Below are 26,567 nucleotides of genomic sequence, written 5' to 3' on the forward strand. Positions count from 1 at the left end.
TTTCATGGAGTCGCCACAAAGTACCTTGATCATTACCTTGGTTGGTTCAGGTATATGGATGCTCCAGGAAACCTTAATGAAAACAAGCTATTTCGCATTCAACAACAGTTAATGGGAACATAGCCTTAAAAATAAATGATTTGATTGACCTGATGTACCTTGCCGGCAGTAGTTGACGGTTTTATTCGTCAAAGTTGCTAATTCTTTGTTGCCTTCTTTAGGGTATAGCTCAACTAATTGTTGAAAAAATCGTCGGTACTTTGCAAGCAACGTAAACTTATTAAATATTTCATTATTAAAATCAGCAGCAAGCTTCTTAGTGTAATGTTCCGCAGTGTTTTTTTTAGCGTCTGCAATACGCTTTGTGTCAACGGTTGCCAGAACTAAAGCTAATGAAGCAGCAAACGCTAAATAACAACTAGTAACAACAAATACTCGATAAAGATAAGTGGTAAATTGATTTTTGGGTTGTAAAGTTAACCGCAAAACCGCAATTAGCACTAGTAAACTCATTATACTAATCACTACAATCGGCACATTCCATTTACTTATTGCTCGCTTGGTTAATTCCACCTCTTCAACAAAGCCGACAAGCAATAAATTGGCAACAGCGTCCTGACTCTCGCCACTATTATCAACATATTTAATTTCACTTTCTAAGGTAAATGGATAAACATAGACACGATATTTTCCATGAGCTAACTTAACATCAACATGTGAAGAATTGGTGGGTAATTGAAGAAATTCTTGCTCAGGTTGCTCTTTTTTAGTTGAGGTAAAGCTACTAAAAAATCCACGCTGATTTTTAGCAAAAGCATTGGCAATAGCATTCAAATTAGTAAATGAAAGTTTAGTATCGTTGCCTAAGGTCGTAACGACATTACCCTGACTATCAACCACTAACACCTTACTAAAGCCATTGCCTGCACTAGGCAAGATATCACTGTCGCTTAATGTTGCTAGCGCTTCGTTATCAATTTCAACAATGAGCTTTTTCGATTTAAGTGTAAAATTAGCACCTTTAAATGATGTGCCTTTTTCACGCTCTTTTGTCATCGCATAACTAGGAAACAATGCTCGTATCGCCATCGAGCTTTCGCCTGTATCTAGTGCTTGTTTTAATTTATGAAAGTTATTATTAATGGCTACCGATGTTTCAAATAAAATACGATAGTTTTCATTATTGACATAACTATTCCGTACTGACATATCTTGAATAAAATACAAGCATACGCTTATTACAATAACAGCAGGAATTAAAAGCCACTTACGGCTTCGCTTATTAGGATGAGTATTGCCACTGACTTCAGGCGCTTTCTCTGTTGCTTCCATGCTTGGCTCCAAGTCTAGTTGTATAAATATCGTACAACCCTAGAAAAAATCAAGCTAATTCGCCGAATCATTAAACTTTAGCTATTCTGTATGCTAGTAAGCAAAGAAAAAGGAAATTTCTAATGAAACTCTGCGCATTAGATATTGGACAAAAAAGAGACAGCCAGGGGCTAGCAATACCAATACTGGCATTACAGAGTTTGACTTCAACGAACAGCTCGCCTTGGATATTGAACAAGCTTGTGAGCAGGTTAACCTGCAGCGAGTTTATCGTCGCACTTATCAAGCTTTACCAAGTGACATCAATGAACTTAATCCTGACTTTATAATTAGCTTGCATTGCAATGCATTTAACCAAGAAGCTTCTGGCTGTGAAATGTTGTATTACCATAGATCTGCCAAGGGTAAAATGATGGCAGCGATTTTACAAAATGATATTCGATCGGTTCTCAACAATAATGATCGTGGTATTAAAGCCAAAAGTGCCGAAGATCGTGGTGGCTTTTTATTAAAGTACACCAATGCTCCTTGTGTTATTGCTGAGCCATTTTTTATTGATAATAATCATGAGTTAGCAAACGCACAGGATAAATATCAACAAATGGTTGCTGCTTTTGCTCAGTCAATAGAATCTATCGCCAGTATGTTTGAGCAGCAAACAACACAATAGCCCACAATAAAATAGCTTAAGTTTCACGCACCATTGCCGATAAATTAATCATACATTACAGTATTTAATTAACCGGGTATGTTTGACCATATTGTTGCCACTGACACGACGAAAGTAAGCAGTACAAATAATACTGCTAAAGAGCGCCAACGTAATAAAGAAATTAAAAAGTATCAGGCCTCAGCTAAAGAGCCTAAAGTAAGCGCCAAAATCAAAGAAACTTGGAATGGTGAAGAGCGCCGTCAAGGTAAAGACAGAAGAGAGCAAGACACCATAAAAGTCCGTCGTTTAGATAGTCGCTGTAAAATAGATCGCCGTGCCAGCAAACTATCGATTCAGGTTTAACTTAGCTCAACACAAAAGTACTTTAAGATATCCCTGCCATTTTATCCCCTCCAATTGAATATTAATGCTCTCCTTCACGCTATAAAATTTAATCTATAAAAATTAATAGTATAAATAGCTAAATCAATTTCTAGATGTTAGCCAACAAAGCGTGTAACTTTATCCCACTGAAATTATATTTTTAGCTAAGGCTAAATTAGCAAAGCGATGAAACTATTTAGACAAGATTGTTAATTACCAGCTATAGCTTATAACTATTACTTATTTAACAACAGACCGGTCGGTCTGTTAATGTTCCCCTAAGTTAAGTGTGATGATTTAACCATGAGAGATGCAGAGCAAACTAGACAGTTAATATTAACCGTAAGTAGTGAAGAGATCCGGAAAAACGGGTTTAACGCTACTAGTTTGTCAACGATATTGGCTCAGTGCAACATTTCTAAAGGGGCGCTTTACCATCATTTCAGCAATAAGCTTGAATTAGGTTATGCGGTCTTAGAAGAAGTTTACACCCCAATGTTCTTATCAATGTGGGAGCCTGTTGTTACCCAGGAAGATCCGATTGATAGTTTAATCAATTTCTTTAGCTCAATGGTAAATGAAATGAGCTGTGAGGATATTATGTGTGGCTGCCCTCTTAACCGATTGTGCCAAGAAATGGCAACAGTCGATGAAGGCTTTAGGTTGCGTATTTTAGCTATGCAGCAGCAACTTAACACGTTGATCTCAGAAAATCTAAGACGTGTTAGTCATCTACTTCGCGATGAGCTGAATTACTCCCAAGTGTCATACTTCATAGTATCTGCTTTTCATGGCTCAACCAGCCTCAGTAAAAGCACTCAGAGTAAGGCCTTATTTGAAATGGTCATGTCTGAGCTATGTCGCTATATAAGCGCACTTAAAAAATAAGCAAGTGGTAGAAGTTTCACGCTGAAATTTCCATGCAAACAACAAACCGACGGGTCGGTTTAATCACTAAGGTTTATAACATGTTTAAATTTTTAATTTCACTAATATTTGCCATCGCTAGCATGGCAGCAGTGGCCAGCAGTCAACCGCTATCGCCATACCAAGTCTTGGAAAATACTGGTAATGAACTATTTAGTCGTATTGCTAAAAGTCAGCAGGAGCTGGCTAAGTTTCCAGAACTGATGCGAACTATTGTCGAAGAAGAGTTAATGCCACACGTTGACTACCAATATGCCGCCTACCAAATTTTAGGTAAACAATTGAAAAAAACGACAGCTGAAGAGCGCAGTAAGTTTGCTCAATCAGTTCGTCATTATTTAATTCGTACCTACGCAACAGCATTGACAAAGTACCAAAATCAGCAAGTGTTCTATGAGCCAGAGCAAGATGTTGCTGACAAAAAACTTGTGGGTATCAATGTCAAAATAATTGATAACTCGGCACCAGAAATCGATATTCAATTTACTATGCGTAAGAACCATAAAACTGGTGAATGGAAGGCTGTAGATATGGTAGTTGAAGGTATCTCGCTATTACAAAGTAAAAAAGCTGAAATTAATCGTAGAATTCAACAACAAGGCTTAGCTCAAGTTACACTAGAACTTGCTTCAATAGCTAAATAACCCCAGACTAAATACTTCCCTTTGAGGAAGCTTTGCTTTAACGCACGTTAAGATCGCTTAGCTTCCTACGCTCAATTTGCCACGCTATTAATTTCTAAAACCTATGTTTATACTAAACCTTAACGAAATTAAGGGAACTATATTTATGTCTGGCACAACCATGGTGGTTTTAATTGTTTTAATTTCGGTGGGTTTTGGTGTGATTTACGATATGTACCAAAAACATCTGAAATTTAAAGAAAAAACCATGCATATCAATCAAAAGTCAACTGAACACCAACAAGAACTAACTGCTGAAATTAGCGCACTTAAAGAAAGAGTTGCGGTATTGGAAAAAATTGTTACTGACGAAGGCTATAGCGTTGATCAGGAAATTAGAAAATTATAACAACAGTGATAATTACTGATGAAATTAATAATGAGATCTGAGTTTGATAACTTACGTCTAAATGATAACCATAGTTACGAAGCCGATAGCAATGGTGAAAAGCAAGTGATTAAGATTTATCATCACGACACGCTCATTGCCAAATGTGTTAAACACAAAAAATCGATTCGTTATTTTGGTGTCAGTGGCTATCAGCAATACTTGCTGAAGGACTAAGTAGTGTGTCAACAAGTTAATTTCGATATAAAACATATCAATATAAAATCTATTGCATTAGTTATTAGCTTAGTAATGATGTCGATAACCAATGCTATTGCTGACCCCATTAAAGGCAAACCACTAACTATTGTCACCGATATTGCCCCACCTTTACAGTTTATGAATGGCAATAAACTTGACGGTTATACCACCAGAATAGTTCGAGATGTACTATCTAAGTCACAACTAGAGGCAAAGTTTGCAGTTTACCCATGGGCCAGAGCTTTTAAACTCGCAACCGCGCAAAAAAACACGTTAATTTACCCTTTGATCAGAACCCAAGAGCGCGAAGATGAGTTTATTTGGATTGGCCGATTAATGACCATGAAAATGTCTGTTATTCGAATGGATACTGCTAACCATCAACCGCTAACCTCATTAGAAGATGCCAAGTCGTTAAAACTTGGCATAATGCGCAACGACTATATCCATCAGTTTCTTGATCAACAAGGGTTTGAAGAGTTCGCTCACTACCACCTTGCCAGTGATCTACCTCAATTAATGGCGCTTTTATATACCAATAAAATCGACGCTATAATCGCTGACTTACCCCTGACTAAAGTAATGGCCTTATCATTAGGTTACGAACCCCAATTACTCACTTCGGTTTATGACATTCCCAATCAAGATGTCGATATCTACTTGGCGGCCAGTAAATTAACCGATCAAACGATTATTAACCAACTCAAGCAACATATGCCCTACGCGGGCTAATCACCATATTTCTATCTGTAAAGCTCTATCAGCAAAACAACACGCATTTAACCCTACCGGTTACAAATTGATACTCGACAATTACAATTTCTTTCAGTAGCAGCCAGTTCATTAACCTATAGTTTGTGCCAATTTTCTCCAATGCTGTGCATAACCAATGAAAGAAACCTTAATAATTTTTAGTTTTTTTATTGTTGTCGGTAAGTCTAGTGGTGCTTTGAGTTTTACGGCAGCGGTGATTATCGCTTTATTTGGTGTGCTTATTATAGCGCTGAGCTTTGGCAAAAGCTTACTAAGCACACTTCACACGCTGAAGCGACAGCTACGAAACAACTCTTCAAACACGGCAAATTAATGTTTGCGCGCTTTATTGTGACCAGAGGCTTTTACCGTCAGCCTTGGTTGCTGACTTTTTACTGACGGCTTAGCGACCGACTTACTGGGTTGGCGTACACGATTTTCCGCAAATCTTTTCGTTGAATTGCCTCTTACGCTTTGCTTTTCTCTGTAGCGGTTATTAAGCAAGTTATTATTATTTGAATATCCTACTTTCGACGTGGCATGAGATAGTTTTTGATACTGTTTTTGTTGTTGGTATTCTTTAGTGCGGTTCTTAATACCACTTTTTCGTTGCGTCAAATCATCAGTGCTCATTCGGTGCTTATATTCATTGCTTCTAGCGTTTAAACGCTTATCCGTCGCTTTAACTTCCTTGTTAACGTAATGACGTTTATCTGAAGACCTATCCCACTTACCTTGTTGCTTTTCTTTATTTCGATAAGACTTAGGTGATATTTGCTTGCTCGTTGAGTGCTTAGCCTTCAGCTTACCGTTGCTTGGCGCATAATAATCTTGCTTACGTTTCGCTAATTGATGCTTCACTTCTTTAGCGCTATGACTGCGTACTAACCTTGCTTGGTTTTTATCAGCAATTTTTGCAGACATACGCACGGCATTACGTTGGTACTTTTTGGCTAATACGGGGTGACGATAGGCGACATTTTTACGGTGAATTGGCTTATGTGACCAACGTTTACTATAGCCGGAATATAAAATTTGATGGCGCTTACGATAAAAGCGAGGTTTATGATGATTTATCACCACATAACGGTGATGCCAGTGCACAGCACTAAAGAAAAAGCCGACGCCGATATGTACCCCCGAAGACCAAGCAATGGGGTGATAGTAATTATAAGGTGAACTGTACCAATAAACTGGTGGGTAGCGTTGCCAGCGCCAGTTACCATAGACAATACGGGTGTCATAATACGGCACATAAATAACTTCGGTACGCCTTGGTGCAATAATAATTTTTTCATCATCGTATTCAACACTAGCTTGGGTAAGGTTATCTAAACTCCCCGCCTGTTGCGCTTGATACCTAAGCTCCTGTATAGCATCAAGCACACCCTGCTCTTGTGCTAGAAAGGCATAGCCTAGCTGCTGCATCCAGTTCAGATCATCGTTTAACTGATTTAATACTCGATCAAACGGCACAATAGCCTTAACACTTTCGTCCCAGTCAACACTAGCAAGCTGCTCAGCAATATCATCACTTTCCAATGATAAATGTTGTTGACGCCAGCGGTAGGCTTCGATCACTTCAAGTGGATAACTGGCAGCAATTAAAATATGACTAAGTAAGGTGTCAGGATATAGTGCAATAGGCGCTAAAATTTGTGCAAGTTCACCTTCAGAAAGCAGATTAGGAGCCTGTTCTGTGTTTTGCTGTTCACCCGTGCTCACTTCAGTATCTATTGATGGAGTCAGTGGGTAATTTTGATTTGCTAATACTGGCGCAGCGGCAAAAAGTAGTAGTCCAATAAACGCATAAAGTTTCATAGCAAGTACCTAATTATCAACTTAGGATATCAGTGTACTGAAAGTAAACTTAACTAAAACTGAACGACTTTAGCTGTCAGTAGGAAAACTCAAGCCAAATAAAGCGCCGCCAAGCTGTGCATCACCCGCAATCGTAATTTTACCACGATAGCTCACGACTATATCTCGCACTATTGCTAAGCCAATGCCATGACCTTGCTGATAAGTATCTGCCCGCTGACCTCGCGATAAAATACGTTGCTTATCAGCTTCCGCAATACCTTTACCGTCATCAGCGATTTCAATATTTAAATAACCTTGCTCAATATAGGCGCGGATCTTAATTGCAGTGTTAGCGGCTTTATAAGCGTTATCAACAAGATTACCCAGCATTTCCAGTAAGTCCGCTTCATCACCTCGAAATTTCAGGTCTGGCGCAATATTCACGGTAACAGTTAGGGTTTTATCGCGATAAATTTTTTCAAAAGCCGCTAATAATTTATCAACGCACGGCCGAATGCTAACACTTAAACGCCAAGCAGCTTGCCCTGCACTTTGTGCACGTTTTAATTGATGTTCGACAATATTGTTAATTTTATTGACTTCAGCGGCAATATTTTGCTCGGAAGTAGTAGTTGATTGAATTATCGCCAAAGGCGTTTTTAAGCTATGAGCCAAATCCGCTAACGCATTGCGGTAGCGTAAGCGCTGACTTTGTTCGTTTTTTAATAAATGATTTAACTGATTAATCGCAGGTAGTACTTCGCTTGGGTATTGCCCTTTTACTTGCTCAGCATCGCCCTGTTCTATATCCGTTAACGCTTTCGTTAAATGATTAAACGGCATCAATGTCCATTTTAGCCAGAGCCATTGAATCATGATAAATGCTACAGCTACGACTAACATCCAAGTTAATAGTTGCTGCTGAAATGCTGATAATGAACTTAGATAATTTTTTTGGGCTTTTATGATGTGCAAAGTCAGCGGAAACTCGGTTACATCATCAGAAAAACTTACCGAAAAGCTAGAGATAAAGTAGTCTTGTTGTTGAGATTGATAAAATAATCGCTGACCTAACTCAGGCAATTTTAAGCTTTGGCTATCAATAAAAGTGTCGGAAAAATTAAGTGCAGACGGTGACGACCATAAATTTTGATTACCTTGGTTTACGAGCGCATACACGCCCGAATCAATGACATTAAATTCACTGTCCAGTAGCTGCTCAGGTAAAACTAGCTCTCCGTTAATAACTTCAGTATCAGCCAAAATCGCATAACTTTGTGCGACCAATTCTTTTTCAATCGCTGCAATGATATGCATTTTAAAAGCGTTGTTCAGGGTAAAGCCAAGAGCAGGCAGCAATATCAGTAACATAAAGACTGCGCTTGCCCCTAATCGAAATTTTAACGAATTACGATCCATGTTTTAATCGATAGCCTTGCCCGCGCAGGGTTTCAATAAACTGATACTCACCACTAGGATCGAGCTTTTTACGTAGGCGCCGGATAAATACTTCAATGACATTTGAATCAAGATCAAAGTCTTGATCATATAAATGTTCAGTTAATCGAGTTTTTGATATTACTTGACCGCTATTTAGCATTAAATAAGCAAGTAAACGGTACTCGTAACTGCTTAATGATACCTCTTGCTCTGACACCATCACTTGATGACTGGCTGTATTAATACTGAGCTCACCAATAGTAATAATCGGGCTTGCTTGTCCAGCACTGCGACGAATCAGCGCATTTAATCTTGCATGCAATTCTTCGTATTGAAAGGGTTTTGTTAAGTAATCATCAGCGCCTGCATCAAGTCCTTGCACTTTATCCTGCCAACGAACACGCGCGGTTAAGATAATAATTGGAAAACTGACTGCTTTAGTACGAAGTTCGGTTATTACCGAAATACCATCACGCTGCGGTAAGCCAACATCAATAATGGCGGCATCATACGGGTGTTCAACTCCTAGATATACCCCTTCTTCACCATCGAATGCCGAATCAATACTATATCCTTGTGCCAGCAATGACTGCTTAATGTGTTGATGAAGCTGAGCGTCATCTTCAACCAAAAGTAATCGCATTAAATATTTACCCTTTTACTCGGCCAGTTGTGCCATCGACAAAAACAGAGATTACCCGACCGTCAGTAGTGATGACTTTAACGCGATAACCACCAGCAGCTTGCTGCACTTTAAGCACTTTGCCGCCATATTTTGAACGGGCATTATTGGCCGCTTGTGATGCACTAATGGTATTGGGATTTACCCGTTTTTGATTTTTCGGTTTTTTATCAGCGCTGCGCTCAGCACCTCTATCGGCATAAGATTCAACATAAGTAAGCGCAGAAGCATCAAATGACAATGCACTTGAGCACCCAAATATTAAACCCAATATCACAGCCAACTTTTTCATAATTACCATAAAACATTAACTTAGCGATTAAACTAAGTGTAAAAGAATGCAGCCAAAGTTAAAACGCCTAACCTGACTTACTACTAATATATTTTTTCTAGCTGAATACAAGCTGAACTAAACCGATAGCGGTTACATTCAGTTTATATTCATTTTGCAAACGGTTTAATGGCAGTAACCGAACAAGGAGCTGCTTATGAACGTATTCAATGTTAAGCAAGAAAAAACAAAGTCATCACCTCAAGCCAGTAGCCTTATTGCAAACGCTAGCCAGCATGAGCATTATCAGAGCCAGAACCAGAGCCAGAACCATGTTCACAGTAATCAGAAAGCATGGTTGAAAATCATTATTTGCTTTTGGTGCTTTGTCTTTATTATCTTTTTCTCTCATAAAAGTCATTCGGCTGAAATTGCAGCCCACAACGAAAAGAACAACCAACAAAGTTATCGCACTTATAAAGCCATCGAATATTATTCAAGCGCTAACGAAACTACTCCTGAATTAGCATCAAAGTTGACGGAGCTGACTAAGCAAAATTCTTTAAATACTGCCGCTATTTCCAGAAAGCAATATTTGGCTGAAAAACAGAAGTCTGCCAACAAATTGGCTCAAACAAAGCTTAACGCTCAAGTTGTCGCGGCTAAAATTCACTGGCTGGAATTTTCAATTTACGATGGCTACACACAATTAATTGATGATATTGACGGTGACGGCTATTACCAGACGTTTAATTTAGCTTTTGATGCCGATGTCTATAGTTATGATGAAAACAATCAAGCCAAAGTCTATGCCGAAATTTACCTCAGCCAAGACCAAGGTCCATGGCAGTATTTTCATACCACCGATGATTTTATAATTTATGGCGAATCAGCAGACGATGAATACCAAGTGCTATCTAACTTAACTTCGGGTTATCGCCCCGCTGGCTATGACATTCTAATTGAGCTATATCAATCGGGGTATTCTGGCATAGTGGCAAGCCACAGTAGCGATGATAACAATCAACTGTATGCTCTACCGCTAGAAAGCGATGAGTTTGATCGCATTGAACCGCATAGTCACAGTGGTGGTAGCATTGGGATTGTGCTAATTAGCTTATTGGTGATGATATGGCTAGCCCGTTGGCAACATTCAAAACAACGCATTATTTATAGAGAATCATTTAAATAATTCTCTATAAATTAGACATTACTGACAAAGTAAATTAGAGCATTACGTTTATTTAATCTTAACAACTGGAATTGTTCACTTACCGGCGTTTGAATTTACCTTTGAATTTGGGTTTGAAGGAGTTTGGATTTGAATTCGCATTTGAAAAAGCTAGTCTGATTATTATATAGTCAAATACACGCTAATTTTAACGGTGTTAGAAGGACTTACACAATGTCGGCCTCAGTAATCGCTTTGTCAGCTTACCTTGCAACCCTAGGCGAAAATATTCATGGCGATAAGCTTGAAAATATAGCCAACGATAAAACATCAGTTATCATTGATTATCAACAAACTGATATTGCGCTGAGCTACCAACAATGGCGTATTATCGATCAAAGTGTTTGTTACAACCTTGAACAAGACACCTCTGCCTATAGCGCCTGCACAGAAAAAGCAAAATCTTTGTTTAATCAGATATGTTCGGCACTCACTAACCGACGCTACAACGCTGACAAAATTGCCAATTATAAATCTATGTATTGCCAGGCAGCGGTAGCGTACCAAACCCAAATAAATACAATTTCTTATGGCGCTAGCAATAAAATGAGCGATCAAGAGCGCCATTGTAATCAGCTTATTTTAAAAGCCCTAGTCAATACTAATGCAGAAACCGTACGTGCTAGGAACAAAGCATGTGAAGGGATAAAAAAATAACGTCACTAGGCCTACACTAGGGCTGCACTATGCCACCAATATGACCCCACTAGGACAAAGCCTGATAACGGCGGCAATGACCTAGTGATTGCTAATTTAGCCTAATGCCTTGAAGAACCAATGTTTAACAAATTAGCTGTAAGTATGAACGACACTATTTTCAGTGCCAAAATCATTTGGAATATACTGATCAGCTTGATAATCATTTTCCCATTCTTGGCCATCAAGTAAATAACGAAAATGAAAGCTTTCACCAACCGGTAAGCGCATCTTAGTACGAAATACTTTAGTTTTTTTATTAAGCTTCATCTCTACCGGTTGCCAGTCAGTAAACTCTCCTAATAACTGCACTGTATCAACGTCATCACGGCAAAACTCAAATGTTACTTCCGCTTCATCTTTGGTTTTAAAGTATTTTTTTGTCAACATACCTAGTGTCCTTAAGCTGCTTAGAATGATTCAATTACGACCAATAACAGTCGGTTGATATAAGTCAAACAATACTAATCAGTCACATTTAAGCTTTTGTGAAGTTTTTATAAAAGTGTGCGCAAATATTGTGCAACAAACTCAACAGCGCATTATTATTTGCACAATGTTTGAGCAAAACTTATTCACTGATTGCATCAACCAGTAATGCAGCACAAATCGTACCCAATTCACCAAAAACTGGTACGACAACTAATTAGCCCAATTGAACATTGTTGACATTGTTTTCGACGGCTTGGTTATCCACCACTTGGTTTTACTCGGCTTTGTCTTTGTGCTTGGCTGCTAAACGGTTCTCACGGGTAACCAATAAAAAGGTTAAATACATTTTGGTAGGTAAACTAAAGATAATGCCCAAAGCAATACAGCCAGCGCTGATAATAATGCCACTAACACCTAACTTTTCAGGAAGGTGAGCATAACTGATAAAATAATGGCCGAGCGCAAGTAAAAACAAGCCGATAACAATACATATTTTCAACCACTTAATAACTTGCTGTTCTGACATCTAACGCTCCAATACTCCAATCACCGCCTACTTAACTCACTTTATTACTCTACCCTTTAGCAAGAAAATTAAACTTGATATAAGTCAGAGTATTGATCTTTAACCTAAGTAAACACATATAGCTGTTATAGAACACAATTAATCAGTTGCAAATAGATACCTATATGACCTGCAATATAAAGCTAGCGAAATAAGGAAACACCATGCTTAACTTTACTTACGCCAACAAAACCATCATTCATTTTGGTAAACAACAAATTGCCAAACTTAACAAAGCCATCAGTAAGCAAGCAAAAGTGTTACTGGTCTACGGCGGCGGTAGTATTAAAAACAATGGCATATACCAGCAAGTATGTGACGCACTTAGTGATCATCAAGTTATTGAGTTTTCTGGTATTGAACCAAACCCAAGCTATGAAACTACCATGAAAGCGGTAGAAATTGTTAAAGCCAATAATATTGATTTTATCTTGGCCGTTGGCGGTGGCTCGGTTATTGATGGCTGTAAATTTATCGCCGCAGCTGCCAAATTTAATGGTGAGCCTTGGGATATCTTAGCTAAAAGTGCGCCAGTGACTGACGCTGTGCCACTGGGAGTGGTATTAACCTTACCCGCTACAGGCTCTGAGTCTAACAGCTTTGCGGTAGTTTCAAAGCTCGCAACTAAAGACAAGTTTGCTTTTGGCTCTCCGTTAGTACAGCCAGAATTTGCCATTTTAGATCCAAGCGTTATGGCGTCGCTACCTGAGCGTCAGCTAACTAATGGTATTGTTGATGCCTTTGTTCATGTTATGGAGCAATACTTAACTTGCAGCGTTGATGCAAAAGTACAAGATCGTTTTGCTGAAGGTATATTGCTTACGCTCATTGAAGAAGGTCCTAAATTGTTTAACCAGGCTGATAATGAAGTTCGCGCTAACGTTATGTGGAGTGCGACCATGGCATTAAATGGCTTAATTGGTGTAGGCGTACCACAAGACTGGTCAACACACGGTATTGGTCACGAAATTACCGCATTATACGGTTTAGATCACGCGCAAACTCTAGCCATTGTTTTACCGAGAATGATGTGGGAGATGCGCGCGGAGAAACACCAAAAATTACTGCAATATGCTGAGCGAGTTTGGGGCATTTATGAAGGCGATACTGAAACGCGAATTAAAATGGCTATTGAAAAAACCGAACAGTTTTTCCACTCAGTAAAAATGAAAACCCGACTAGGTGACTATCAGCTAGGCGAAGATGCCGTACCTGCACTTATTTCGCAGTTAGAGCGTCACGGCCAAACAGCAATGGGTGAGTCACAAGCAGTGACTTTAAGCCGCAGCCAAGCAATTTTAGAAAATTCGCTGTAGTCCAGTTTACTAACAACAAAGATAAGCCCTCAAATAAGGGCTTATTTTTTTAAGGTTTTCTTACGAATCGCTTTTGCAAATAACTTTTATTGCGAGTAACTTTGTATTTCCAATAATCAGGGGATTAACTTTTTAATACGCTGACAAGCAGTGATAAAGCAATCGACCACATGATGACAGCAACCACTAAATTAATAACCCGCTGAACTTTCGGCTGGCTAAGCCAAGGAGATAATTTCGCTGCAGTAATAGACAATAATAAAAACCAAGTAAACGACGCTAAAATCGTTCCCGCTAAAAAATACCACTTCTCATTTGCATGAAACTGACCACTGATACTGCCAATAATCACCACAGTGTCTAAATAAACATGAGGATTTAATAAAGTTACCGCTAACGTGGTAAAAATAACCGCTTTACGGGTACTCGAACTTAACGTAGATGAATAGTCGCCATGTTGCGCTTGCCAAAACTCTTTAAAAAAAATCCCGCCATATACAGATAAAAACAAAATGCCACCCCAAGTGATAATGTGATAAAGCCAGTCATTGCTTGCCACCAAGGCGCCACCACCAAAGACGCCCATCGACATCAAAACAAAATCACATAGAATACAAATCACCGCCGCAGTAAAATGAAAGTTTCGTTTAATCGCTTGGCTTAGCACATAAGAATTTTGCGCCCCTAACGGAATTATCATTCCAGCCCCAATCACAAAGCCTTTTGCCAAAGTAAAGATCATAACCCACCGTATTAATTCACAAATAAAACTAGCGCTAAATTAGCTGGCAAATCAAATTAAGTAAAATTAATATATTTTATCTATCATTAGTAAATCTTATGATATTCATGGCTCAGTTATAGCTGCAGTTAAATCACTTAGTGATTACCGAAATATGTTTTAGTCCAAAGGCCATTTAGAAAAAATGAATAGCTTACCCGATTACAAATTACTAACCGCGCTTGATGCGATTATGCGAGAGCAAAGCTTTGACAAAGCGGCTGATAAACTGGCGATCACCCAGTCGGCGATATCCCAACGTATAAAGCAATTAGAGCTGTTAGTTGGCCACCCCGTTATTATTCGAGGCACGCCACTTACCTTAACGTCGGCAGGAGAAAAACTGTTAAAACATATACGAGAGGTTGAGTTACTGCGACACCAATTAAAAAAAGAATTGTTTCCAGAGCAAATGCAATCAGCAATTAATGTTGCTATAGCGTTAAATGCTGATTCACTGGCTAGTTGGTTTATCCCCGCAATTTCACCGCTTTTACAGCAGTACCCTATCGAGTTGGACTTACACGTTGCCAATGAAAATGCTACTCAAACAATGTTAGCTAAAGGCGAGGTATTCGCTGCAATTAGCACACAAAAAACTCCAGCAACCGGCTGTAAAGTAGCGTATTTGGGAGAGTTAAATTATTACTTATGTGCTAGTCCTGAGTTTATTCAACAATATTTCGCTGAAGGCTTAACACCCGAAACGCTAACAACAGCGCCAGGAGTTAATTTCGATGCCCATGATGAAATGCATACCGAATATATGCAGCAAGTTTTTAATTTAGCGCCAGGACAATATCCTTGTCACCGGGTACGCTCATCTGAAGCCTTTGTAAACTTAGCGTTGGCTGGTGCCGTTTATACGTTATTGCCTATTACCCAAGCAAATAGCCACTTTGCTAATGGAACTTTAGTCAATTTAGCACCAGATAAGCCATTAGTTCAGCATTTATACTGGCATAGCTGGGCATTGGAAAAAGGTATTCATAAACGTATTTCTGAACGAGTTGTTACTTTTGCCCAAAAACTGCTAAACCATTAACGCTAAACGTAGCCATTAACTAAACATGCGCTTTAAACTGTCAGCAAAGGCAACAAAACGTTCTTTTAGCGTTTGCTTAAGCTTTATATCAATGCCGCTAAACACTGCGCACCCTTCAATAATCAAGGTTGGCGAATTTGCCGTAGCTAAACCAGGGGCTTTATTATTAACACTACCAAAAATACAAAATGCTTTTGATACAACATTGACATCTTCAGGTACATAAATATTGTCACCACTAAAAAAACTAAAAATTTTAACTGTGGTTTCTTTCTGGCTAAATTGCGCTTGAGTAAAGTCGAGATCTGCGCCTGAAAATACACTTAAAATTCGAATTTCTTTAGCCACTTTCCAGACACCTGTGTGCTCACTACCACTAAAAACATTAATGAAAGTATCGGTACTAGTACCCTGCTCAGCACCATTTTCCATGTCATTATCTGAAAAATAGTGATGAGACATATCGCGCTTTTTTGACTCGACAAATGTTTTATCAACAGACAAGGGTAAATCCTGTGCTTGCTCTGCAATCACCTTATTGTCTTGGCTTTCCATAGCAATATCTAAGCGACGTTCAAATGCTTCATACGATAATTCACCATGACTGTAATTCATGATCAGTTTATCGATAACTTCGTCTCTTACGGTTTGAGTTGGTCTGTCTTCAATGGCTACTGGCATCACTATTCCCTTTTATTCAATTACAGATGTTCGCGTTAAAATATTAATAAATATTAATTTCAGCAATTTAAGAGCAATTTACGCACCAATATCACTTAGCTAATAATATCAATAAGTTAAAAAACACCAAATGTTATTATTTTGTAAATAATACGATTAATTAGTGGTTCTTGCTAACTTTTTAGCTGAACTTTTAGCTATTGATTTAATTGAACAATGCTAACGAAACTATGCTGACTGAACTAGCTCGACGGAAGTATGCCAACGGCACTATGTGGCATAAAGTATGTCAACTAAACCTGCTTTAAACCGTGGAAACGTGGTAGCTAGTTCTATACCTTCTTGTTCTTCAATACAGATCACACCAATATCCAAATCGTTGCCACCGTACTCACCTAAACTACCGGGGGTTGGGTAACCAATATCCGGTCGAGCTAAGTAGCCAGAGCATTTTGCCAACAAATCAGCAGCCCATTTAGCTTTGATATTTGAATAAACAATTGATGGTTCCCAGCTATGAAAATGAACAATCAAGCGAGCTTTAACTAAAGAAAATAATTCAACCAGTGCTGCCACTTCTGGTTCAGAGCCCGCATGTTTGCCCGGATAATATCTATCTTGCGTTTCACTTGGACACCAGCAGGCTGATGGAAAATTACGATTTAAATCAACCCCGTTGCCATTAGTGCGGCAGTTAGCTTGATAACCGTCTGGGTTTATACAAGTAATTAATAACCAAGGAGCCAAATTATCATTAGTGGTTTCATGATGAATTTCATTTCGGTCTTCATTATTTGCGTTGTTAAGCCAAGCCAGCCATTGCTCAGCCAACATCACCCCTTCTGGTTCATCACCGTGAACACCACCAATAAAAATAATCGGGGCTTTTTGCGCAATACTTGATAATGCTTCACTACCATAGAGTGCAATGGCGTTACCATTTGCTGATTGTGCCCATTGTGGCTTAGACCAAATAGCCTTCATAAAGTCCTCTTGAACTAGCGCGGGTGAATAAGCGCGGGTGAATTAGGAAATGTGTAAGCAATTAATTATTGCAATAATTCATGATCGCTTGGCAATTGATGAATAATCCACTTCACTAAGCGCTTTTTAATATTCAATAAATTTTCTTCAGCTTCTGGTAATGGGATCACCAACTTATCATTAACCAACAAACGATATATACATTCTATTTTGGTATCTTGAGAATCAGTATCAGCAAACGACTTATAGCCACGTTTGGTTGCATAAAACTGCCCCACTGATATCGCTTTTTTTAATAACGCTTTTTCATTTTTTACTTTTTTCATCTTGATCCTTTTTACAGTACCTGACACATTTGTATGTGTTAACACCAGTCTCTTTCAGCTCCCTGCTGACATTTCACACAATTAAGCTGATGGCCTAACATGCTAGCTCGTCAATGCTCTGTTATTACCCAAGGTCGCTGGATCCAAGGTGGATCATGGCGAACATGTTGATTATGACCACATGCTAACCTAGCCACCCAATGCTGTTCTTCATCTTGATGATAGCCAACTATTGCTTGTTTCAATTTTGTCACTAGGATGAGAAATAATTTATTGATAGTGTTTACAGTATCAGCTCACTTACGGAATAACAAAATGCATTTAAAAGAAATTGCCCAAGAACATTTCGATTGGGTAGACGCCATGGGCTGGCATAACAAAACGCCACTAGAAGCACTGGCATTGGTGGCTTCTGAAGTTGGTGAAGCAATCAACGAATGTCGACAAGCAACACCAAGCGAGCACTTTGGTGAAGAGCTAGCTGATATAGTGCTAAGGGTGCTAGATCTAGCCCACTGGCAAGGCATTGATATCGAGAAAGAAATCCTCGAAAAAATCGTCAAAAACAAACAACGTGGTAACCGTGGCCGATTAAAATAACAAACAGCTCTGACCAGACATTGAAGTTACTTGGTGAAATAGTGAATAATAGCCAAGTTATTTTTAGGTGTAGAGAAGTAAATGAACGTTAATAATTCACAACAACTTACCGACGATACTGTTTTATTTGAACTTAACGGTTACATTCAATCTATTTATCTGATCAAGCAACGCAATGAACTTATGTTGCTAGATGGTTGCTGCCGCGCAGATATAAAACTGATAAAGCACTTTATTTTAGCCGAGTTACAATTATCGTTGTCAGCATTGAAATTAGTGGTTGTCACTCATATGCACCCAGATCACGCAGGTGCGGCTCATAAACTCAGAAAAATAACAGGTTGTCAGCTTGCCTGTGCTAACGTCGATGGTCACTGGTATACCGGCCTTGATGGCAAACTCATGCATTTAACTGACTTGGCACTAGCTAGCTGGGTTGGCCAACGTAAAGGGAAGCCTAAGGCTAACTTATGGTACAACCCTAAGCTTAACCCCGATCACCGCTTAAACGATGGCGACAACCTGCCCTACTTTAATGACTGGCAAGTGCTTTATACTCAAGGCCATACTGACCGAGATATTTCGCTGTTACATAAACCAAGCCAAAAGATATATGTGGCGGATTTAATGGTGATGGTAAAAGGACGCTATATTCCGCCGTTTCCTTTGTTTTACCCGAATCGCTATCGCCAATCACTTGAACGGATAAAAGCGCTTGCGCCAAAAGCTGTCATTCTTGCTCATGGCGGTGAAGTACAGCCTAATGAAGAAGATTATCAACACTTATTTGAACGAGCACCTAAGGTACCTCTGACCCACTGGCGCTCGGTAAAAATCAAACTAAAACGGGTGTTATTTAGCCAACGTTCGAGCGATTAACTCCTGCGCTTTAACCATAAAATGATTAGCGTGTAACTCGTTGTTAATTTGCTCAAGCCGTTCAGCAGAAATAATCTGCGTTAAATAGAAGAATTCCAAATGCTCCGATTGCTTAACATCTAGGGTAAACAAGGTTGATAAGTCACTTTGCTGTTCAAAAACCACCATTTCGCTTAACCGACAAACGATATAGCATAAAATTAAGTCTTTTGATTGCTCATTATCCAGCGCTAGTTTTTTCACGCCATTAACCAGCGGCGAATATTGATAGCGAATATCTTCAGCAATTGATGTGGGCAACTTCCAAGCATTAGCCAAGCTAAAGCCAACTACCGCACTATTAGTGCTGGTAATTTGCTGAATGTGATTTAGCCGTTGAAAAAAGCTTTGCTTGGTTAAGTACTGCTCAGCTAATTGAGGTTTAGCCGAAAGTAACACTAAATCGCCAAGGTATAACAATAAACATAATGTTGATAACTCAGAGGCATTTTCTTTACCTAAACTTTTAGCCAGCAATAATGCTAACTGGCTGGCTAAAAAGCTAGCCGACCAAATTTTGTGATAAGCCTGCGCTTGTAGTTCATCATTCATCGGTAATTGGGGTTGCATGGCAAATTGCAATGCAATGTTTTTTACTTGAACAACGCCAAGAAAAATAATGGCGTGATTAATTTCTTTGATCGGTTGCTGTAAGCCATAACGTGCAGAATTCACTACCGTCAATATTTTAGCGGTAATTTCAGGATCTGTTTTAATCAATTCTGCTAATTCTTTTTGTTCAAATGAACGCGTCGCCAATTGTACTAACATTGGGTGCGGGTTACTAAATTCATTCAACATCAGATCAATTTCTGCTGATAATTGATTGGATAAATCATCAGGCGTCAGTAATGAAAAATTTAGTAATTCGTCAGGAACTTTCAATGGCTGACTTGGTGCTGACAATCGCGAGGATGCTGTAACCTTATCTGCAGCTAATTTTCGCTGCCTTTGGTGGTCAATTGCTTTTCTTGCGGTATAGCTAATGTTGTTTGATGTTGGTACCGATGTATATTTGTTTGATTTATCGCGATTTAAGCGCTTGAAAATAAAATAACATCCAATTAATACCAGAATTAAAATAATGACATCTGTTGACATACAGCTCCCTGTCTTGTGTCCATACAATTTAGCCGACTACTTTAACCAATACTTTATAAAACCGCTAGTTTTGATAAACGGATTTTTTAAATTCCTAGTAAAAATTGCTGTTCAAGTTTATCTGAAGAGTTTCTTGTGCAATGCGTTACGTTTGCGTCAAGCATCTGGTTGCCATTTGACGTAGCACCTAAACTAAGTGCTACTTCAAATGCTTGTTCATAGGCAACGCATTAAAACCGACTAAATAACAATTTAAATAGCAAACTACCTTTGAGGATACCTTTCAAGCTAGATACCAAGCTACCTTTCAAGTTAAAGAGCAAGCTGAGACTTAATGTACTCTAGCCCACCAACAACCGCAGCAACTTGTGCCAGTATGCAGTTTTCATCATCCGATTTTGGGCTATCAGGATAAACTTCCGTAGTCGTAACATAAACACCATCGGTTAAGCCTGCACATAAGCCCAGTTGTTTGCATGGGTAATTAATCACGCCAAATTGCTCTAACGGCGCTCCAATAATTTTACCGTTTTCATCAGCTGGCGCGATATGAGTCACTTTTGCTACTTCAGCAATAATTGCCGTCTGAAAATCAGGCGCAGGTCTTTCACTATCGCCAACCAAATAAAAACCATCTGGAATATTCCAGTTATCTTGAACTATACCATCGCGAGCAGCTAAGGCTGGACGAAACTCTGAATTATCGGTGTCCGTGGTTTCGTGTAAATCAATATGAGCAAAAATTTCATCATCAAGTTGATGAATAAACTGCCATACCGCAGCTGACTCTGGCGCAGGGCTATTAGTATAAAACGAACGATTTGGATCAATCGCCAATGGATTCCAACGATTAATCGTTTCATAACCCCAAGGGCTAATACACGGCAGCACAATGATATTAAATTGCTGGCTGTATGCATGTATATGTGTTTGGGCAAAACGAATAGCGCCTTGAACGCCACTGGTTTCATAACCATGAACGCCGCCGGTTACTAAGATGGTCTTTTTATTGCCATCCCAGTATTTACTTTTAATCGCAAATAACGGGTAATCACAGTTAACGCCTTCAATTTCACTGTAATTAAGCTCACCATATTGCACTAACTCAACTTCGTTAGCGAATGATTCAATTTTTTCAACAACTTCAACTTGGTAACTACGCTTAACCGACTGAAGATTTAGCCACTGTGCTTTTTCAGCCTCTCCCCATTTAACACCCGGTTGGCCAATGCCATAATGTGTCATAAAACCTCTTGCTACTATTTTTCTCTTGTAATATTGGGCAAAGGATAATGCTGAGTATCGCGTTTATCAAATTTAAATCTGTTAGCAGCTAAACTTTGCTTGTTTTGACAGCCACTAATGTTCCTTTAATCAGCGATACCCTGATAAAAAAACTGATAAACAAAACCCAATAAACAAAAATCAGATAATCAAATTAACGGTTCACTCCATACTTTTTCCATTACTTTATTTTTAACCATAAATTTTAAAACCATAAATGTTTAAACAATAAGCTTTTAAGCCATAAAAAATAGAGCCCAATTGAGCTCCGTTTTTCCTGTCATTATTTTGCCTATTTAGCACCTTGTCGTTACCAACTGTTAACAAATCAACACAACACAACACATTAACAATTTGTCGAGTTTTTAATAAATTCGCTGATTTATCCTGAATGAGCTATCCAGAATGAGCTATCGAAATAAGCTACCCATAAATAGCAGCCCCCTTGCTTAGTTACACAGCAGGTGATTATTTTATTTTAAGTGCGGCGTAAGAAGTAGAAGTCGCCGCAATTTACTTGGTTGCAGCGACTAATTTAATGCTTGCTTGATTAATGCAGATGAGAAACCACTGGCTTGCCTTTTGGCGGCTTAGAAACTTCAATGCCGTGTGTATCTAGCCACTTTTCGGCACTAATTGGCTCAAAGCGCCCTTTTTCTTCTGGCTGGTAGCGAATTGGCAGGCCAGCGCGCACATTGGGCTGCACGTTGGAGTTTTTCACCACAACTTGTCCATTGACAACAACCCAAGGAATGCCAGTAGAAGGCAAGCCATTTTGGCCGGCTTTATAAGTTGCATGATCGGTGACAGTGTCGGCATTAAACAAAGTTAAGTCCGCAACCATGCCCTCTTGCACTCGACCGCGCTTTTGCATGGCAATAACACCTGCATCGCCGAGGTGCTTGGCACTCCAGTAACTTAGCTGCGCTAACGTATGCATCAATGGAACGCCATTCTCACGTGCAAGACGCAAGGTTTTGGCGCGCGCTCCAACAGTGCGTGGATGTCCGGCATATGCACTAAAGTCTGCATCCCAAGACAACAAATTGCCGTCAGTGCTTGCTCCTGGCATGCCGTCACTGCCAACTGTCATATGCGGCATACGCAGCCAGTTTGGCATCCAGTCTTTACGTGGTGGCAGAAATACAACAACCATAGTGCCGGGGTTTTTCTTGACCAAGTCGTCGTATTTTTCGCGGCTTAGGTAGATATCCTCTTCTGCGAGGTAAAGTGTGTCTTCATAGCGATAGCCGTATTTTTCCAGCCACAATTCTGGGCGCAGGAAATCGGCGCCAACAAAAGTAGAGCCAGCGATGTAAGGATAGTGCTCAGACCACATATTTAGGCCTTTGTCGCGCGCCATCTGCAATTTTTCTTCGTTTTCTTCCCAGCCGTAGTCGTTGTTATGGGCCAGTAATAACGGTGCGCCAAGCAACATGGCATTAGTAAACACCTCATCAAAGGCAATCGGTGCCTCGGTTGGCGTCTGTGTATCAAGGTGGTAGCGTGTGTGAACCGAAGCTACACGCCCATAGCGCGCAGCCGCTTTTTGCATTTCAAACACTTCATAACTGTTTACCCCGCGAGCAGCGTAAGCCAGTGGCATACCGACACCCAGCGCCCCCTGTCGTAATTGCTCGTCAACGCTCTGGGCGATGGCATTCAACTGCTCGGCATTGGCTCTAACCGTAGACCAGCCGACCACACCATCGGCAGCGGTTTGGTTAAGTAAACGTTTACTATTTGAGGCATCAACAGCGCCATTAAATTCTACTTCAGGGTCTAACACCTGCATACGCGCCATAATATGGCTAACCGTAACGCCGTAGTTCATTTGCCAGTTATCTTTTTTATCGGCGTACCACTTATCGATATTAAAAGCTCCAGCCTCTAAATCCATACCGTAAGTAACACCATCACGTAATGCGCCTTTAGTGGCAAACTCATCCATGCTGTGATAATGGGTATCGATAAAGCCAGGTGCTACCACTAAGCCGTTGGCATCAATCGTTTCTTTACCTCTAATGACACTTTCAGTGATAGTGGTAATTTTACCGTTTAAAATGCCAACATTTCGAACGCCGTCAAATTGCGTTTCTGTATCCATCACGCGGCCATTATTGATCACTAAATCGTAATTTTGAGCAAGTACGCTTCCCATAGTGGCGGCATGAGTGCCGATAAATAAAAGCGATAAACATATTCGCTTATAACCCATTATTTTCATTAACTTATCCTTCAATGTCTTTTTGTAATGTATTTTTGTAATGTCTTTTGTAATTTTATTGATGTAATTTTTTTTAATGCCTGAATTAATGTTGCGCTAGTGCCCGCGTAAAGCTTGCATAAGTACCTGAATTAACGCCTGAGTTAACACCTAAATTATTGCTTGTTCCAAGCTGCCTTTAAGCAATTAACCGAGTGAATTAAAACCTGTCTGCCCGAAACGGCGTGGTATCAATATCGGTTGCTTTGCCAGCGATCATTTGGGTGATCAACCGCCCTGTAATTGGTCCTAAGGTAAAACCTTGATGACCATGACCAAAGGCTAACCATAGCCCATTGTGATTAGGCGCAGGGCCAATAATAGGTTTCATATCAGGTAAACACGGACGGGCGCCGCTCCAAGGCTTATCAGTTAACGCTTGCCCAAGTTTTAGAATCGCTCGCGATTTTTGCTCGGCTAAGGTCAATTGCTCATAGTTATTATCAGCTTCTAGCCCCGAAAAATGAGCACCAGTACATATGCGTATACCGCTTGGCATAGGCGCCATAACAAAGCCAGTTTCTGCTTCAATCAGTGTATGTTTAAGCCCAGCTGTGCCAGCTTGTTGAAAGTGAATGTGATATCCTTTCTTGAAAAATAGCGGTATAGATAAGCCTTGCTGCTTTAACCACTTAGCCGACCAAGGTCCTAGCGACAGCACGGCTTGTTCAAATTCAAGCACCTGGCCTTTAACCTGAATGCGCCAACAATTCTCCAAGCGCTGTAATGACTTAATTTCTGCTTCAACAAACTGCCCGCCCATGTGCACAAACTGCTGAAAATAAGCGTTCACTAAATCATGAGGCGATCGCGCCGCCCACACTTGACGCCAATGAATAGCCCCCGCCATTTCAGACTGAATGGCTGGTTCAAGTTTTGCCAGTGCTTCACTCGTTAGAAACTCGGCCTCAACGCCACTGCCTTCAATATAACTGTTAACTTCTTTACAGCGTTGTTCAAACGCCTGTTTTGTTCGATAAATTTCAAGGTAACCACGCTTTGCAATAAAGCTTTCAGCGTTTGATGCTTGAATCATTTCTTGGTGGGCGTCTAAGCTAGGTTCGATAATTGTCGCGTACTCGTGACAAATCTTTTTATATCTTTTCGGGTGAGAGTTATACCAGTAGCTAAATAAAGGCTTAATTTGTTTGAATGTCTCTGAACATTGATAACGAATATCAATTTGATTATTTGGCAGTACCTTTAAAAGCTTAGCAATACTACGCGGGAAAGCGTATGGGCGAATAGCCTCTCGTTGTATTAAACCGGCATTGCCAAAAGAAGTTTCATTACCCGGTGGTTTTCGATCAATTAATGTCACCTGATACCCTTCTTTTTGAAGGTGCCACGCAATTGAAACGCCAACCATTCCTGCCCCAAGCACTGCTATTTCTTTTGACATTTTATTAGTCCCCATTTGATTCAGCGGGTGCTGAATTTTTTGCTACAGATTCAGTTACTGACGGTTTAGTTGCTGAAGAGTCACTTATTGACGACAGTGAAAAACCTGCCTTGCGCTGTTTCACCCACGCCCAAGCAATAGCTGCAATCACTACAAAGCCAATATAACCAAAGATGGGATACACAAGTCCTACTAACTCAACAAAGCCGAATTGACTACCAAAATAGGCGAGTAAGCCAAATATCAGCGACGCAATACGAAAACCTTGAGTATTTGGAGTCACAAAACGTGAAGTAAATGAATATAACACGCCAACAAGAGTGTTAAAAATCATCAGGAAAATAATGACTGATAAGCCAAGGGCAATGGTTGGCGAAATTTGATTAGCTAAAGCTAAGGTTGGCATAGGCGCATTAGCAATGACTTCAATATGGCTAAATAGCGCCAAGCTCATTAATAACATTAATGCCCCTAAAATAACGCCGCCCAATATGCCACCCTTTGCTGCCTTTTTGGCACAGCCAATAAAGCCGCCAGTAATGGCTAAAATGGCAATACAGGCAAATATATTGTAAGAAACATAAAGCAAAGCGGCGAGAACCCAATTATTGGTAGCTTTGGGCAACTGCTCAACCGAAGCGATATAAATCTTACAAAGGAAGTGTAGGAAAGATCGCAGACAATTTACTTAACCGAGAGTTTAGCGCAAACAAGCCTAATCAGAAGTGGGTGACGGATGTGACGGAGTTCAAAGTAAACAACCAAAAAGTGTACTTATCGCCTGTAATTGACTTATTCAACCAAGAGGTCGTGAGCTACGAAGTACGTAAGTCGGTTACGCTGCCATTAGTAACCGATATGTTAGAAGGTGCAACGAGTAAACTTAAACAAGGAGAAAAACCAATCGTACACTCAGATCAAGGTTGGCAATACCAAAACAGAAAGTATCAAAATCACTTAAAAGAAAATGGCTTATCGCAAAGTATGTCTAGGAAAGGTAACTGTTTGGATAATGCCGTAGCAGAAAACTTCTTCGGAATATTAAAGAGTGAGATGTATCACAATGAAAAATTCAGCAGTGCCGACGAACTGATTGAAAGTATTAAAGATTACATTCATTATTACAATAATGAACGCATTAAGCTGAAGCTAAAAGGCCTGAGTCCGATACAGTATCGAAATCAGGCCTTACAAGCAGCTTAGAAATGAGTCCAACTTTATGGGGTCACTTCAAGGCTCGCTTTTTTTATGATGATTTTTAACTAAATCTAAGGCTATGTTCCCGTAAATTGTTGCTATACTGTATGTAGATACAGTTAACGAGGATTTACTCATGATCCCAGCACAATTTACAAAGCTGATAACCGAGTTAGAAAACTTAACGGATAGCCAAGCCCGTTATGTAGAGAAGCTGCTGAAAGGC

At 39.7% G+C, this 26,567-nt stretch carries 31 protein-coding genes and 2 pseudogenes; 16 read left to right on the forward strand and 17 right to left on the reverse strand.

Features of this window, described 5'->3' with window-relative positions; all coding sequences use genetic code 11:
- Nucleotides 1-123: pseudogene (locus ACOB82_RS17130) on the forward strand (IS1595 family transposase); the annotation flags it as partial.
- Here the strand turns inward: ACOB82_RS17130 and ACOB82_RS17135 are convergent.
- Nucleotides 109-1,332 carry a hypothetical protein gene (locus ACOB82_RS17135; RefSeq protein WP_448214225.1) on the reverse strand — a complete coding sequence of 408 codons (1,224 nt, stop codon included), beginning with the start codon at nt 1,330-1,332 and terminating at the stop codon, nt 109-111. The pseudogene ACOB82_RS17130 and the gene ACOB82_RS17135 overlap by 15 nt on opposite strands.
- Nucleotides 1,333-1,468: 136 nt before the next feature.
- Here ACOB82_RS17135 and ACOB82_RS17140 point away from each other — a divergent pair, with 136 nt between their 5' ends.
- From ACOB82_RS17140 to ACOB82_RS17175, 8 genes are all read left to right on the forward strand, one after another.
- Nucleotides 1,469-2,002, forward strand: a complete 534-nt coding sequence (locus ACOB82_RS17140; RefSeq protein WP_448214256.1) for an N-acetylmuramoyl-L-alanine amidase family protein — start codon at nt 1,469-1,471, stop codon at nt 2,000-2,002.
- A gap of 78 nt (nt 2,003-2,080) precedes the next feature.
- Nucleotides 2,081-2,347, forward strand: a complete 267-nt coding sequence (locus ACOB82_RS17145) for a hypothetical protein (protein WP_448214226.1) — start codon at nt 2,081-2,083, stop codon at nt 2,345-2,347.
- A gap of 324 nt (nt 2,348-2,671) precedes the next feature.
- Nucleotides 2,672-3,256: a TetR/AcrR family transcriptional regulator gene (locus tag ACOB82_RS17150; protein ID WP_448214227.1), complete on the forward strand. Its 585-nt coding sequence runs from the start codon at nt 2,672-2,674 to the stop codon at nt 3,254-3,256.
- 80 nt (nt 3,257-3,336) lie between these two features.
- A complete protein-coding gene (locus ACOB82_RS17155) occupies nt 3,337-3,939 on the forward strand; it encodes an MlaC/ttg2D family ABC transporter substrate-binding protein (RefSeq protein WP_448214228.1) in 603 nt (200 codons plus the stop codon).
- A 145-nt stretch (nt 3,940-4,084) separates the two neighbouring features.
- Entirely contained in the window at nt 4,085-4,327 is a 243-nt protein-coding gene (locus ACOB82_RS17160; protein ID WP_448214229.1) for a hypothetical protein, read from the forward strand.
- 30 nt (nt 4,328-4,357) lie between these two features.
- A complete protein-coding gene (locus tag ACOB82_RS17165; RefSeq protein WP_448214230.1) occupies nt 4,358-4,543 on the forward strand; it encodes a hypothetical protein in 186 nt (61 codons plus the stop codon).
- Between the two features lie 3 nt (nt 4,544-4,546).
- Nucleotides 4,547-5,299 (forward strand): substrate-binding periplasmic protein, encoded by a 753-nt coding sequence (locus ACOB82_RS17170; RefSeq protein ID WP_448214231.1) that lies wholly within the window; start codon nt 4,547-4,549, stop codon nt 5,297-5,299.
- Nucleotides 5,300-5,456: 157 nt separating this feature from the next.
- Entirely contained in the window at nt 5,457-5,654 is a 198-nt protein-coding gene (locus tag ACOB82_RS17175) for a hypothetical protein (RefSeq protein WP_448214232.1), read from the forward strand.
- On the opposite strand, the gene ACOB82_RS17180 is transcribed toward ACOB82_RS17175, so the two are convergent.
- From ACOB82_RS17180 to ACOB82_RS17195, 4 genes are all read right to left on the reverse strand, one after another.
- The gene (locus ACOB82_RS17180; RefSeq protein WP_448214233.1) at nt 5,651-7,141 is read right to left on the reverse strand and encodes a DUF3300 domain-containing protein; all 1,491 of its coding nucleotides are present in this window, start codon (nt 7,139-7,141) and stop codon (nt 5,651-5,653) included. The genes ACOB82_RS17175 and ACOB82_RS17180 overlap by 4 nt on opposite strands.
- Before the next feature lie 69 nt (nt 7,142-7,210).
- The gene (locus tag ACOB82_RS17185; protein ID WP_448214234.1) at nt 7,211-8,542 is read right to left on the reverse strand and encodes an ATP-binding protein; all 1,332 of its coding nucleotides are present in this window, start codon (nt 8,540-8,542) and stop codon (nt 7,211-7,213) included.
- The gene (locus ACOB82_RS17190) at nt 8,532-9,206 is read right to left on the reverse strand and encodes a response regulator transcription factor (protein WP_448214235.1); all 675 of its coding nucleotides are present in this window, start codon (nt 9,204-9,206) and stop codon (nt 8,532-8,534) included. The genes ACOB82_RS17185 and ACOB82_RS17190 overlap by 11 nt, the downstream gene beginning before the upstream one ends.
- Nucleotides 9,207-9,213: 7 nt before the next feature.
- Nucleotides 9,214-9,537 (reverse strand): PepSY domain-containing protein, encoded by a 324-nt coding sequence (locus ACOB82_RS17195; protein ID WP_448214236.1) that lies wholly within the window; start codon nt 9,535-9,537, stop codon nt 9,214-9,216.
- Nucleotides 9,538-9,733: 196 nt separating this feature from the next.
- Here ACOB82_RS17195 and ACOB82_RS17200 point away from each other — a divergent pair, with 196 nt between their 5' ends.
- Together ACOB82_RS17200 and ACOB82_RS17205 are read left to right on the forward strand one after the other, a co-directional pair.
- Nucleotides 9,734-10,708 (forward strand): choice-of-anchor H family protein, encoded by a 975-nt coding sequence (locus tag ACOB82_RS17200; RefSeq protein ID WP_448214237.1) that lies wholly within the window; start codon nt 9,734-9,736, stop codon nt 10,706-10,708.
- Nucleotides 10,709-10,921: 213 nt separating this feature from the next.
- Entirely contained in the window at nt 10,922-11,404 is a 483-nt protein-coding gene (locus ACOB82_RS17205; RefSeq protein WP_448214238.1) for a hypothetical protein, read from the forward strand.
- A gap of 132 nt (nt 11,405-11,536) precedes the next feature.
- On the opposite strand, the gene ACOB82_RS17210 is transcribed toward ACOB82_RS17205, so the two are convergent.
- Nucleotides 11,537-11,833: an isoamylase early set domain-containing protein gene (locus ACOB82_RS17210; RefSeq protein WP_448214239.1), complete on the reverse strand. Its 297-nt coding sequence runs from the start codon at nt 11,831-11,833 to the stop codon at nt 11,537-11,539.
- A 316-nt stretch (nt 11,834-12,149) separates the two neighbouring features.
- Nucleotides 12,150-12,401 (reverse strand): hypothetical protein, encoded by a 252-nt coding sequence (locus ACOB82_RS17215; protein WP_448214240.1) that lies wholly within the window; start codon nt 12,399-12,401, stop codon nt 12,150-12,152.
- Nucleotides 12,402-12,604: 203 nt separating this feature from the next.
- On the opposite strand from ACOB82_RS17215, the gene ACOB82_RS17220 reads away from it, so the two are divergent.
- Nucleotides 12,605-13,756: an iron-containing alcohol dehydrogenase gene (locus ACOB82_RS17220; RefSeq protein ID WP_448214242.1), complete on the forward strand. Its 1,152-nt coding sequence runs from the start codon at nt 12,605-12,607 to the stop codon at nt 13,754-13,756.
- A 124-nt stretch (nt 13,757-13,880) separates the two neighbouring features.
- Here ACOB82_RS17220 and ACOB82_RS17225 read toward each other — a convergent pair whose 3' ends face one another.
- The gene (locus tag ACOB82_RS17225) at nt 13,881-14,498 is read right to left on the reverse strand and encodes a LysE/ArgO family amino acid transporter (protein WP_448214243.1); all 618 of its coding nucleotides are present in this window, start codon (nt 14,496-14,498) and stop codon (nt 13,881-13,883) included.
- Between the two features lie 184 nt (nt 14,499-14,682).
- On the opposite strand from ACOB82_RS17225, the gene ACOB82_RS17230 reads away from it, so the two are divergent.
- Nucleotides 14,683-15,582: a LysR family transcriptional regulator ArgP gene (locus tag ACOB82_RS17230; protein ID WP_448214244.1), complete on the forward strand. Its 900-nt coding sequence runs from the start codon at nt 14,683-14,685 to the stop codon at nt 15,580-15,582.
- A gap of 15 nt (nt 15,583-15,597) precedes the next feature.
- Here ACOB82_RS17230 and ACOB82_RS17235 read toward each other — a convergent pair whose 3' ends face one another.
- The 4 genes from ACOB82_RS17235 to ACOB82_RS17250 all read right to left on the reverse strand — a co-directional run bounded on the left by ACOB82_RS17235 (nt 15,598) and on the right by ACOB82_RS17250 (nt 17,818).
- Nucleotides 15,598-16,263, reverse strand: a complete 666-nt coding sequence (locus tag ACOB82_RS17235; RefSeq protein WP_448214245.1) for a LiaF domain-containing protein — start codon at nt 16,261-16,263, stop codon at nt 15,598-15,600.
- A 270-nt stretch (nt 16,264-16,533) separates the two neighbouring features.
- On the reverse strand, nt 16,534-17,247 hold the full coding sequence (locus tag ACOB82_RS17240; protein WP_448214246.1) for a DUF2817 domain-containing protein: 714 nt from the start codon (nt 17,245-17,247) through the stop codon (nt 16,534-16,536).
- Nucleotides 17,248-17,312: 65 nt separating this feature from the next.
- A complete protein-coding gene (locus ACOB82_RS17245; RefSeq protein WP_448214247.1) occupies nt 17,313-17,573 on the reverse strand; it encodes a DUF5062 family protein in 261 nt (86 codons plus the stop codon).
- A 110-nt stretch (nt 17,574-17,683) separates the two neighbouring features.
- Nucleotides 17,684-17,818 carry a DUF3565 domain-containing protein gene (locus ACOB82_RS17250; RefSeq protein ID WP_448214248.1) on the reverse strand — a complete coding sequence of 45 codons (135 nt, stop codon included), beginning with the start codon at nt 17,816-17,818 and terminating at the stop codon, nt 17,684-17,686.
- Nucleotides 17,819-17,888: 70 nt separating this feature from the next.
- Here ACOB82_RS17250 and ACOB82_RS17255 point away from each other — a divergent pair, with 70 nt between their 5' ends.
- Complete coding sequence (locus tag ACOB82_RS17255) at nt 17,889-18,173, forward strand: MazG nucleotide pyrophosphohydrolase domain-containing protein (RefSeq protein WP_448214249.1); 285 nt, start codon at nt 17,889-17,891, stop codon at nt 18,171-18,173.
- Nucleotides 18,174-18,254: 81 nt separating this feature from the next.
- The gene (locus ACOB82_RS17260) at nt 18,255-19,052 is read left to right on the forward strand and encodes an MBL fold metallo-hydrolase (RefSeq protein WP_448214250.1); all 798 of its coding nucleotides are present in this window, start codon (nt 18,255-18,257) and stop codon (nt 19,050-19,052) included.
- Here ACOB82_RS17260 and ACOB82_RS17265 read toward each other — a convergent pair.
- The 5 genes from ACOB82_RS17265 to ACOB82_RS17285 form a co-directional block, all read right to left on the reverse strand.
- On the reverse strand, nt 19,026-20,192 hold the full coding sequence (locus ACOB82_RS17265; protein WP_448214251.1) for an HDOD domain-containing protein: 1,167 nt from the start codon (nt 20,190-20,192) through the stop codon (nt 19,026-19,028). The two genes, ACOB82_RS17260 and ACOB82_RS17265, sit on opposite strands and share 27 nt — an antisense overlap.
- Nucleotides 20,193-20,504: 312 nt before the next feature.
- The gene (locus tag ACOB82_RS17270) at nt 20,505-21,437 is read right to left on the reverse strand and encodes a M14 family metallopeptidase (protein ID WP_448214252.1); all 933 of its coding nucleotides are present in this window, start codon (nt 21,435-21,437) and stop codon (nt 20,505-20,507) included.
- A gap of 589 nt (nt 21,438-22,026) precedes the next feature.
- Nucleotides 22,027-23,703, reverse strand: a complete 1,677-nt coding sequence (locus tag ACOB82_RS17275; RefSeq protein WP_448214253.1) for an amidohydrolase family protein — start codon at nt 23,701-23,703, stop codon at nt 22,027-22,029.
- Nucleotides 23,704-23,902: 199 nt separating this feature from the next.
- On the reverse strand, nt 23,903-25,144 hold the full coding sequence (locus tag ACOB82_RS17280) for an NAD(P)/FAD-dependent oxidoreductase (RefSeq protein ID WP_448214254.1): 1,242 nt from the start codon (nt 25,142-25,144) through the stop codon (nt 23,903-23,905).
- Nucleotides 25,145-25,148: 4 nt separating this feature from the next.
- Nucleotides 25,149-25,769, reverse strand: coding sequence for a hypothetical protein (locus ACOB82_RS17285; RefSeq protein ID WP_448214255.1), 621 nt, complete (start codon nt 25,767-25,769; stop codon nt 25,149-25,151).
- Between the two features lie 11 nt (nt 25,770-25,780).
- Here ACOB82_RS17285 and ACOB82_RS17290 point away from each other — a divergent pair.
- Nucleotides 25,781-26,347, forward strand: a pseudogene (locus ACOB82_RS17290) (IS3 family transposase); the annotation flags it as partial.
- Between the last annotated feature and the right edge of the window lie 220 nt (nt 26,348-26,567).

This window comes from Colwellia sp. MEBiC06753 (assembly GCF_053470325.1).